The following is a 10,323-nucleotide window of genomic DNA, read 5'->3' on the forward strand; positions in this document are numbered from 1 at the left end:
AGCTCGCTCGCCTTCGACACCATCTACGCCGAGGGCCAGCGCCGCTATGTCGAGAGCCTGAGCGCCTACGCCCGCCAGTTCCTTGAGCTGATGGGCAAGCCCGACGTCGACCTGATCGAGGGCCTGTCGCCGGCCATCTCCATCGAGCAGAAGACCACCTCGAAGAACCCGCGCTCGACCGTCGGCACGGTGACCGAGATCCACGACTACATGCGCCTGCTATGGGCGCGCGTCGGCGTGCCCTACTCGCCCGCGACCGGCCTGCCGATCGAGAGCCAGACCATCTCCATGATGGTCGACAAGCTGACCGCCCTGCCCGACGGCGAGCGGCTGATGCTGCTGGCCCCCGTGGTGCGCGGCCGCAAGGGCGAATACCGCAAGGAAATGGCCGAGTGGCAGCGCGCCGGCTTCCAGCGCGTCAAGATCGACGGCGAATACTACGCCATCGAGGACGCCCCGACGCTGGACAAGAAGTTCAAACACGACATCGACATCGTCGTGGACCGGATCGTCACCAAGGAAGGGCTTGAGGGCCGCTACGCCGACAGTCTGCAGACGGCGCTGGGTCTGGCCGACGGCATCGCCGTGGCCGAATGGGCCAATGTCGCCGAGGGCGAGAAGGAGCCGCGCCGGCTGACCTTCTCCGAGAAATTCGCCTGCCCGGTCTCCGGCTTCACCATCAGCGAGATCGAGCCGCGGCTGTTCTCGTTCAACAACCCCTTCGGCGCCTGCCCGGCCTGCGACGGCCTGGGCGTGAAGCTGGCGTTCGACGCCGACCTGGTCATCCCCGACCGCGACAAGACCCTGCACAAGGGCGCCGTCGCCCCGTGGTCGCGTGGTCCCTCGCCCCTCTACACCCAGACGCTGCAGTCGCTGAGCCGCCACTACGGCTTCTCGATGGACGTGGCCTGGCGCGACCTGCCGGAGAAGGCCCAGGACGTGATCCTGCGCGGCTCGGGCGGCGACAAGATCAAATTCACCTATGACGACAACGCCCGCAAATACGAGGTCTCCAAGGCCTTCGAGGGCGTGCTGCCGAACCTCGAGCGCCGCTGGCGCGAGACGGATTCCTCATGGGTGCGCGAGGAACTGGGCCGGTTCCAGTCCGAGACCCCGTGCGAGGTCTGCCACGGCAAGCGCCTCAAGCCCGAGGCCCTGGCCGTCAAGGTCGCGGCCACAGACATCGCCGAGGTGTCCTGGCTGTCGATCAAACACGCCCACGAGTGGTTCACGGCCCTGAACGACAAACTGACCGACAAGCAGATGGAGATCGGCCGCCGCGTCCTGAAGGAGATCACCGACCGGCTGCGCTTCCTCAACAACGTCGGCCTCGACTACCTCAGCCTGTCGCGCGCCTCGGGCACCCTGTCCGGCGGCGAGAGCCAGCGCATCCGTCTGGCCTCGCAGATCGGCTCGGGCCTGACGGGCGTGCTGTATGTGCTGGACGAGCCGTCCATCGGCCTGCACCAGCGCGACAACTCCCGCCTGCTGGAAAGCCTGCGCGGCCTGCGCGACCTCGGCAATTCCGTCCTCGTGGTCGAGCATGACGAGGAGGCGATCCTGACCGCCGACTATGTCATCGACATGGGTCCGGCCGCCGGCATCCATGGCGGCGAGGTCTGCGCCCAGGGCACGCCGGCCGAGGTCATGGCCAACGCCAACTCCCTGACCGCCAAATACCTGACCGGCGAGCGCGAGATCGAGCTCCCGCCCGAGGGTCGCCGTCCCGTCGACCGCAAGAAGATGCTGAAGATCAGCGGCGCGACCGGCAACAATCTGAAGAACGTCACCGGCGAGATCCCCGCCGGCCTGTTCACCTGCGTCACCGGCGTGTCCGGCGGCGGCAAGTCGACCTTCACCATCGAGACCCTGTACAAGGCCGCAGCGCGCCGACTGCACAACGCCTCCGACGCCCCGGCCTCGTTCGACCGGATCGAGGGGCTGGAGATGTTCGACAAGGTCATCGACATCGACCAGTCGCCCATCGGCCGCACGCCGCGCTCGAACCCCGCCACCTACACCGGCGCCTTCGGCCCCATCCGCGACTGGTACGCCGGTCTCCCCGAGTCCAAGGCCCGCGGCTACGGCCCCGGCCGCTTCTCGTTCAACGTCAAGGGCGGCCGCTGCGAAGCCTGCCAGGGCGACGGCCTGATCAAGATCGAGATGCATTTCCTGCCCGACGTCTACGTCACCTGCGACGTCTGCAAGGGCAAACGCTACAACCGCGAAACGCTGGAAATCGTCTTCAAGGGCAAGAGCATATCCGACGTTCTGGACATGACGGTTGAAGAGGCGGCCAGCTTCTTCAAGGCCGTGCCCTCGATCCGCGACAAGATGCTGACCCTGAACCGCGTCGGCCTCGGCTACGTCAAGGTCGGCCAGTCCGCGACGACCCTCTCCGGCGGCGAGGCCCAGCGGGTCAAGCTGTCGAAAGAGCTGTCGAAACGGGCCACCGGCAAGACCCTCTACATCCTCGACGAGCCGACCACGGGCCTGCATTTCGAGGACACGAGGAAGCTTCTCGAGGTGCTTCAGGAACTGGTCGAGAACGGCAACACCATCGTGGTGATCGAGCACAATCTCGACGTCATCAAGGTGGCCGACTGGCTGCTGGACTTCGGCCCCGAGGGCGGCGACGGCGGCGGCGAGATCGTCGCGGTCGGCACCCCCGAACAGGTCGCCGCCAATCCCGCCAGCTGGACCGGCAAATACCTCAAGGATATCCTCGACCGCCACGAGACCCGCCGCAAGGCGCGGGTGGCCGAGATCAAGAAGCGCGCCTGAGTTCAGACCGCGGCCGGGGCCGTTTCCACGCCCTGGTCGCGGGTCCGCCCCCGCAGCATCAGCCCGGCGATCCCCGTCAGCAGCACCGCCGTGGTGACCAGACTCGCCTCCGGACCGAAGGCTCCGCCGGTCAGCCACCAGGCCGCGTCCGGCGCCGTCGTCAGATCGGTGATCAGGGGCGTGGCGTCCACCGCCATGCCGGACACCTCCAGCCCGAAGCCCAGGCCCAGCAGCCAGTTCCACGCCGCATGCCATCCGCACACGCCCCAGATCGAGCCCTCGCGGACCGCGTAGAGGCTGATGAACAGGCCGAACAGCAGGATGTTGCCGAGGCCGCTGTAGAGCTCGTTCGACGGCTCCATATTGCCGGCGTGGGCCAGGGCGAACAGGGCCGAGTTGGCGATCACGGCGATCCACAGTCCATGCCGCGAGGCTATGAGCTGCATCAGCCATCCGCGAAACAGGATTTCCTCCGACGAGCCCTGGATGATGAAGCCCAGCATCAGCACCCCGATGGGCAGCAGGCTGGCGCCGACGGCGGCGGAGCCGAACGCCCCCGCCCCCTCGACCACATAGCCCCCGAGGCTCCAGATCGCGCCGACCACGGCCAGCATGAAGGCCAGGCCGATCAGATAGCCCCGCGCGAAACGCATCGGCCCGCGGGCGTTCAGCCCCAGGGTCGCCGGACCGCGCCGCTCGAACAGCCGCGCCCACAGCAGGACGAGGAGCGTGGTCAGGCCGAAGGCTGCGCCCAGCTCATAGGCCAGTTGGGGCCAGCCGTCGGCGCTGCCGCCCGAGACCACGAAGCCCGTCGCGATCGCCGGCAGGAGGGCTCCCGCCTGGCCGCCGATCATGAAGACCAGGCCCAGCAGGACAGCCGCCGCCGTCCAGGTCCGCCGATGGGCGCGCTTGCGCTCTGCGTACAGTTCAATGCCGGCCACAGGGCCCTCCTTCTCATGCCCCCGCGGACGGGTTCCCTTGCGACAGGAGGCCGTGGCGGCGCCCTATGGATGCGCGGATCCGGAATTTCGCCCGATCGGCGCCGGGCCCTCCGGGCTCAGTGGTCGATCGCGCCGGACCGGCCGCCCGTGATGTCCTGATAGGCGGCGGCGAAGGGCGCGTACAGAATTCCGACGGTCAGGGCCGAGACGATCGCCTCGACGACGGCGTGCGCGATCACCCAGGGATTGGTGACGTCGAGGGCGGCCCGGACGGCCTCCGAATCCTGGTCCGCGCCCATCGACCAGCTCTCGAGGCCGGAGATCAGACCCAGCGGCAGGGTGACGATCGACGACAGCAGCTGGACGACCAGGACCATCACGAGGGCCAGGATGGCCATGCCCAGCAGGGGCCAGAATCGCCCCTTGGTCAGGTTGAAGGAGTCAAAGAAAGCGAAGCGTTTCTCGGCCACCGTGATCGGCACCGCGAGGCTGAGCCGGACGCTCAGCCAGACGAAGCCGCAGACGATCGCCAGGAAGCCCACGACCCCGGCGATGGCCGCCGCCCCGCCGCCGCCGCCGGCCTTGGCCGCCCCGATCAACAGGCCCCAAGCCAGGAAGGCGACAAAGCAGGCGAGGCCCATGATGAGACCCAGGACGAACGTCACCACCAGCACCCGCACCTCGTCCATGCCCAGACGCAGGTAGCCGAAACGGTCGCGGGAGGGGTTGAGGACGCCGCGCGCCACCGCCGCGCCCAGCATGGCTCCCACGACCAGGCTGACCGGCAGCAGCCAGGCCACCTGCGCCATGATCGCGCCGAACCCGCTCATCAGCGCCATGACCTGTTCGAGGCTGGGCTGGTCGACGGATTCCATCGCTTCCACCTGCACGGTCCAGGCCTCCAGCGAGCCCACCATGGTGGACAGCGAGAACAGGGCGGTCAGGGTCAGGACGGCGTAGAGCAGCGTCCAGGCGACGAGCGCCAGCGGGTTGCGCCGCACGAGGCGGAAGCCTTCGAAGGCTGCGTCGGTGGCCGAAAACGCCATGGTGCTCTCCTGTCCCTGACCTGCTGTGGATTAGGCGACCGAGGCGGGCTCGTCCACGGGGGACGGCGTTCCGCTTTCAGCCAGTTGCCGGCACGCCGAGGCGTAGGGGACGACGTGCAGCGTCACCAGCAGGCCATAGACCATCGCCACCACCACGGCCCCGATTGCAAACCAAGGCCAGTGGGCCGCGAACACGGCGTCCAGGCCCGCGAACGGATTGGCGTCCACGCTGTCCGGGTGGAACGCAGACCAGTCGACGCCCTCCGACAGCCCCGCTGCGGCGGCGATGGCCAGGCCGAGTCCGATCACGACGGCTTCGATCAGGATGAACAGAAGGACCAGCAACAGCATCATGCCGAACAGCGGACCGGTCTGGCCGCGGCCCAGCCGCCATCCTTCGGCGAAGGCGAAGGTGCGATACAGCACGCTGGCCGGCAGGATCAGGCTGACCCGCGCGATGCCCAGGAAGGTCGCCAGCAGGCAGATGACGACCACGCCGACGACGATCAGCCAGTTGACGGGCGAACCCGCGCCCCAGGTTGCGAAGCCGACCGCGCCGCCGACGAGCACCATCACCATCATCGCGGCGTACAGACCCACGATCAGCGCCAGGCCGACGACCGCGACCCTCAGCTCGTCCATGCCGATCCGCAACGAGAAGAAGCTGCTTTCGCGGGGGCGCAGGACGGTCCGCATGATGGCCGTGTAGACAACCACCATCAGCAGCATCTGGACGATGTTCAGAAGCCCGGTCACGGCCTGGAACTGCATCATCTGGGCGAAGGCGGCGTCACGCACGCCGTCGTCGGCCGTCTCCGCAGCCATGGCGCCGAACATGTCGCCCATCATCGGCAGCATGACGCCGAACGTCGCCGCCGACGGCGCGATCAGGATCAGGCCCCAGACGAACACCGACAGCGGTCGTCGAGCGATCACGCCGAACGCGTCATTGATCGCCGTGCCAATTGAAAATCGCGCCATATCGTCCCCCTGCCCTCTGACAATCTAGCCCAGGACGGCCGCTCCCGCTAGAAGCCGCCCATGACGGACCCCCTGAAGCCTATCCACGTCGTCGGCGGCGGACTCGCCGGCTCGGAAGCCGCCTGGCAGATCGCCCGGGCCGGCGTCCCCGTGATCCTGCACGAGATGCGCGGCGTGCCGGGAGTGAAGACCGACGCCCACCAGACCGACGGCCTGGCCGAGCTGGTCTGTTCCAACTCGTTCCGCTCGGACGACTGGGAATACAACGCCGTGGGCCTGCTGCACGCCGAGATGCGGGCGCTGGATTCCATCATCATGGCCTGCGGCGACGCCCACCAGGTGCCCGCCGGCGGCGCCCTGGCCGTCGACCGCGACGGCTTCTCGCAGGCCGTGACCGCGAAGCTGGAAGCCCATCCCCTGATCACCATCGTGCGCGAGGAGATCGCCGGCCTGCCGCCGGAAGAGTGGGACAACGTCATCGTCGCCACCGGCCCCCTGACCTCCCCCGCCCTGGCCGCCGCCATCCTCGAGACGACCGGCGAGGAGAGCCTCAGCTTCTTCGACGCCATCGCCCCCATCGTCCACGCCGACTCGATCGACTTCGACATCGCCTGGCGCCAGTCGCGCTACGACAAGGAAGGCCCCGGCGGCGACGCCGCCGCCTACGTCAACTGCCCGATGGACAAGGCCCGGTACGAGGCCTTCATCGACGCCCTGCTGGACGGGCCCAAGGCCGAGTTCAAGGACTGGGAGAACGTCCCCTATTTCGACGGCTGCCTGCCCATCGAGGTCATGGCCGAACGCGGCCGCGAGACCCTGCGCCACGGCCCGATGAAGCCCGTCGGCCTGACCAATCCGCGCGACCCCCAGGTCAAGGCCTACGCCATCGTCCAGCTGCGTCAGGACAATGCGCTGGGCACCCTGTTCAACATGGTCGGCTTCCAGACCAAGCTGAAGCACGGGGCCCAGGCCGAGGTCTTCCGCATGATCCCCGGCCTGCAAGACGCCCAGTTCGCCCGCCTCGGCGGTCTGCACCGCAACACCTTCCTGAACAGCCCGAAGCTGCTGGACCGCCAGCTGCGTCTGAAATCCATGCCGCGGCTGCGCTTCGCCGGCCAGGTCACGGGCGTCGAGGGTTATGTCGAGAGCGCCGCCATGGGCCTGCTGACCGGCCGCCTCGCCGCCGCCGAACGGCTGGGCCGGCCGCTGGACGCGCCGCCGGTCCACACCGCCATGGGCGCCCTGGTGGAGCACATCACCGGCGGCCACCTGGCCGGTCCCGGGGGCATCTCCAAATTCCAGCCGATGAACATCAACTACGGCCTGCTGCCCCCGCTTGAGGCCCCGAAGGTCGACGAGGCCGGGGTCAAGATTCCGATGAAGGAACGCGGCCGGGCGAAGAAGCGGCTGATGAGCCTCCGGGCCATGGAGGCGCTGAAGGCGTGGCGGGACGCGGACTAGGCCGGCCGGCGCCCGGTCAACGGACCATCATCCGCCGCAGGGTGTCGTCCCTCAGCAGATAGTGGTGCGCCAGGGCGGCCGCCGCATGGATGCCGATCAGCCAGTAGCCGACGGTCCCCAGGGTCTCGTGGAGCGCCTCCGTGCGTTCCGCCAGGGCCTCGTCCGGCGCGGTCAGGGGCGGCAGCGGCAGCCCGAACATCCGCACCGGATCGCCCTCGGCGCTGAGCAGGACCCAGCCGAGCACGGGCATGGCGATCATGAAGCCGTAGAGCGCCAGATGCATGGCGCCGGCGATGCGGTCGGCCCAGTTCGTCGGCGCGGCCCGTCGGCTGAACGACCGCGCCAGAAGACGCACCCAGACCAGGGCGAAGACGACCAGGCCGAGACTGAAATGCCAGGCCTTGAAAGCCGCCCGGATATCGCTGCCGCGGGGATAGCCTTCGCGCATCAGAATGGCGGCGTAGGCGGCCGCCAGCAGCACCAGCATCAGCCAGTGCAGACCGATCGACAGCCGGCTGTAGGCGGGCGGGTACGCCGTGGAGGGAGCAGTGCTCATGGTCCTCTCCTCAGGGAGACGCCCGAGGCTGCGCGGTCCGGCGATGGATGTCGTTGCGCTGGCGCAACCGCGGCCGGACGGCCGGGCGCCTCAGTCCGGCGTCACCGCATCCACCCACTGGGCGGTGTCGGTGTACTGCTCGAAAGCCGTCACCTTGCCGTTCGTCACCGTGAACACATGGGCGAACTGGGCGTCCAGCCGTTCGCGCGTCACGATCTCCGTGCCGGCGTAGCGTCCCAGAACCACCACCCGGTTTCCGCTGGGCAGGAAGGTCTCGGGCGTGATGCGGAAATCCCGGAAGTGGACCCCGATCCGCCCGAACACCCCGTCGAACACCGCGCCCAGTCCCCGGTAGGGATTGCGGTCCGCATAGGGGCCGCCCTCGGCCTCGATCCACACCACATTCTCGTCCAGCACCCGGGCGATGGCCGGCGCGTCGTTCGCGGCGAAGGCCCTGTAGAGCTCTTCGACCACGGCCCGGTTGGCGATCTCCCGCGCAGGAGCGGCGGCGGGCGGCGGCGCGGCCTGCCCCGCCGCACAGGCCGGGGCTCCGGTCAGGACCAGGGCCGCCAGCAGGATGGTCCGCATCGACATAACGACCCCCACGATTTCAACCGATCGGCGATCCGTCGAAGGTGGGCCCTTTCCGGAGGCGGGTCGATGATGGTTTTCCCTGACTTCGCCCCGGGTCGGCGTCCGGGTGTAGAATGGCCCCCATGCCGTTCAGCGCCGTCCCGATGTCATTCGCCGCAACCGCCGCCGGGCCCGCCCCGACGGACCTTCAGGCCGTTGTCCGGGTCGACCGGCCGCTCGTCTGCGCCATCAATCACGACAAGGACCGCGAGCGGGACGGACGCACCACGGTCGTGGTCATGCAGCCCTTCGCCTATGAGCACAGCCCGACCGGACGGACCATCTGGGTGCCGGCCTCCTATGTCACCGACTTCGCCTCCATTCCCCGGGTCGGGCGCTGGCTGATCTCGCCGTTCGGACGGCACGCCATCGCCGCCGTCATTCACGACTGGCTCTATTCGGTCGGCGAGCCCGGCAAGCGCGGCGAGGCCGACGACATCTTCCGCGAGGCCCTGGACGAACTGGGCGTGGGCGTGGTCCGCCGCAACGTCATGCACAGGGCCGTCACCACCTTCGGCGCCGGGGGCTACGACCGCGCCGAGGCGACATGGCCGACCCAGTTCATGGACTGGCGCACCGGCAAATACCTGCTCCCGCCCGCGGAGCGTACGGCCTTCTTCGGCCAGGGCGACCCGGCGGTCATCGAGCGGGTGAAGTCACAGTCGCCCGCGAACTGCAGCCCACAACAGCTGTAGCCGCTTCCCGGCCGGCCCCGCTTCCGGATTCCGGGCCAGGGTCGCCGGCAGCACGGCGGGAAACGCCGCGACGGGAAGCGTCCGCGCCGCCCGGGCCGCCTCGGGCAGGGCCGCGCGGGCTTCCTCGAACCGTCCGGTCTGCGTCAGGCCCCAGACCCGCGCCGCCGGAACGACGTCGTCCAGCGCGGCGGCGCCCAGCAGGCGCGCGGCCGCCTGCATCGGCCCGACGTAGAAGGCGTCAAGATCGTGCGGCTCGCCATGGACCCGGCCGATGTGGGCCTCGATCAGGGCGTCGAACGGCGCGCGGTCCAGGCCGTGCCGCGCGACGATGTCGGTCAGGGCCTCCAGCACCGGGTGGCCCTTGCGCGGGACGCCCGCGAAGACGCCGTCCATCTGCTCGCGCCACCAGACGTAGCGCATCTCGGCCAGCAGCGGCTGGGTCACGCGCGTGGGAATGGCCAGCAGTTCGGCCTCGAAGGCGTAGAGGGCGATCAGGTCCGCGCGCAGCCGTTCATCGGCCACGAAGCGGCTGGACAGCCACCGGTCGGGATCGGCGGCGCGGACCTGGTCGTCGAGACTGTGGGCGGGATCAGCCAAACAGCGTCTGGTACATCGCCATCGACGTCAGCATCGGCAGCGACAGCAGCAGGTTGGTGCGGCTGGCCAGCATGGCCATCCGGGCGGACTTCGCCTTCACGTCATCCTCGGCCGGGACGATGCCCAGGGCGCGCTTCTGGTTCGGCCAGATAATGCCCCAGACGTTGAGGAACATGATGATGGCCAGCCAGACGCCGATCCCCATCAGGGTGAAGCCCTTCTGGTCCTCGGTCAGCCCCTGCGCCAGGCCGAAGGTCAGCACCTCGGCGGCGTAGGCGTGGCCGCGCATGAACATGACGCCCAGTCCCGCCAGCACGGTCGCCAGCGCCGACCAGCGGAACCAGAACAGGGCCTCGGGCGCGATATGCTTGCCGATCGCGGGCTTCAGCTCGGCCGGGATGTTCGGCATGACGCGGATCTGGACGAAGTTGAAATAGTACAGCAGCCCGATCCAGAGGATGCCGGCGAGGACGTGCAGCCAGCGGAAGGTCGCCTGCCAGAAGGCCTCGCCGAAGCCGCCGGACACCTGTCCGAAGGCGAGAATCATCACGCCCGCCAGCACCGTGCTCAGCAGGATCGTGGTGCGGAAATTCGACAGCAGCTTGCCCATGGTCAGCCCCTCCCAAGGC

Annotated in this window: 10 protein-coding genes; 3 read left to right on the forward strand and 7 right to left on the reverse strand. The window is 68.9% G+C overall.

Annotated elements, in window-relative coordinates; translation table 11 throughout:
* A partial coding sequence (uvrA, locus tag V6M42_RS04250; RefSeq protein ID WP_332677373.1) for an excinuclease ABC subunit UvrA occupies positions 1 to 2,784 on the forward strand: 2,784 nt, incomplete at its 5' end.
* A gap of 2 nt (positions 2,785 to 2,786) precedes the next feature.
* Here uvrA and V6M42_RS04255 read toward each other — a convergent pair.
* The 3 genes from V6M42_RS04255 to V6M42_RS04265 all read right to left on the reverse strand — a co-directional run bounded on the left by V6M42_RS04255 (position 2,787) and on the right by V6M42_RS04265 (position 5,752).
* A complete protein-coding gene (locus V6M42_RS04255) occupies positions 2,787 to 3,725 on the reverse strand; it encodes a CPBP family intramembrane glutamic endopeptidase (RefSeq protein ID WP_332677376.1) in 939 nt (312 codons plus the stop codon).
* Positions 3,726 to 3,841: 116 nt separating this feature from the next.
* Positions 3,842 to 4,771: a hypothetical protein gene (locus V6M42_RS04260; RefSeq protein WP_332677378.1), complete on the reverse strand. Its 930-nt coding sequence runs from the start codon at positions 4,769 to 4,771 to the stop codon at positions 3,842 to 3,844.
* 30 nt (positions 4,772 to 4,801) lie between these two features.
* Positions 4,802 to 5,752, reverse strand: a complete 951-nt coding sequence (locus V6M42_RS04265; protein ID WP_332677379.1) for a hypothetical protein — start codon at positions 5,750 to 5,752, stop codon at positions 4,802 to 4,804.
* Between the two features lie 60 nt (positions 5,753 to 5,812).
* Here V6M42_RS04265 and trmFO point away from each other — a divergent pair, with 60 nt between their 5' ends.
* The gene (gene trmFO / locus V6M42_RS04270; protein ID WP_332677380.1) at positions 5,813 to 7,213 is read left to right on the forward strand and encodes a methylenetetrahydrofolate--tRNA-(uracil(54)-C(5))-methyltransferase (FADH(2)-oxidizing) TrmFO; all 1,401 of its coding nucleotides are present in this window, start codon (positions 5,813 to 5,815) and stop codon (positions 7,211 to 7,213) included.
* 16 nt (positions 7,214 to 7,229) lie between these two features.
* Here trmFO and V6M42_RS04275 read toward each other — a convergent pair whose 3' ends face one another.
* Together V6M42_RS04275 and V6M42_RS04280 are read right to left on the reverse strand one after the other, a co-directional pair.
* Entirely contained in the window at positions 7,230 to 7,769 is a 540-nt protein-coding gene (locus V6M42_RS04275; protein WP_332658945.1) for a cytochrome b, read from the reverse strand.
* Between the two features lie 90 nt (positions 7,770 to 7,859).
* Positions 7,860 to 8,363: a nuclear transport factor 2 family protein gene (locus V6M42_RS04280; protein WP_332658944.1), complete on the reverse strand. Its 504-nt coding sequence runs from the start codon at positions 8,361 to 8,363 to the stop codon at positions 7,860 to 7,862.
* Between the two features lie 143 nt (positions 8,364 to 8,506).
* Here V6M42_RS04280 and V6M42_RS04285 point away from each other — a divergent pair, with 143 nt between their 5' ends.
* Complete coding sequence (locus V6M42_RS04285; RefSeq protein WP_332677383.1) at positions 8,507 to 9,097, forward strand: DUF1353 domain-containing protein; 591 nt, start codon at positions 8,507 to 8,509, stop codon at positions 9,095 to 9,097.
* Here V6M42_RS04285 and V6M42_RS04290 read toward each other — a convergent pair.
* Together V6M42_RS04290 and V6M42_RS04295 are read right to left on the reverse strand one after the other, a co-directional pair.
* Positions 9,059 to 9,694, reverse strand: a complete 636-nt coding sequence (locus tag V6M42_RS04290; protein ID WP_332677386.1) for a squalene/phytoene synthase family protein — start codon at positions 9,692 to 9,694, stop codon at positions 9,059 to 9,061. The genes V6M42_RS04285 and V6M42_RS04290 overlap by 39 nt on opposite strands.
* Complete coding sequence (locus V6M42_RS04295) at positions 9,687 to 10,304, reverse strand: hypothetical protein (RefSeq protein WP_332677387.1); 618 nt, start codon at positions 10,302 to 10,304, stop codon at positions 9,687 to 9,689. The genes V6M42_RS04290 and V6M42_RS04295 overlap by 8 nt, the downstream gene beginning before the upstream one ends.
* Between the last annotated feature and the right edge of the window lie 19 nt (positions 10,305 to 10,323).

This window comes from Brevundimonas sp. (assembly GCF_036677305.1).
Taxonomy (GTDB): Bacteria; Pseudomonadota; Alphaproteobacteria; order Caulobacterales; family Caulobacteraceae; genus Brevundimonas.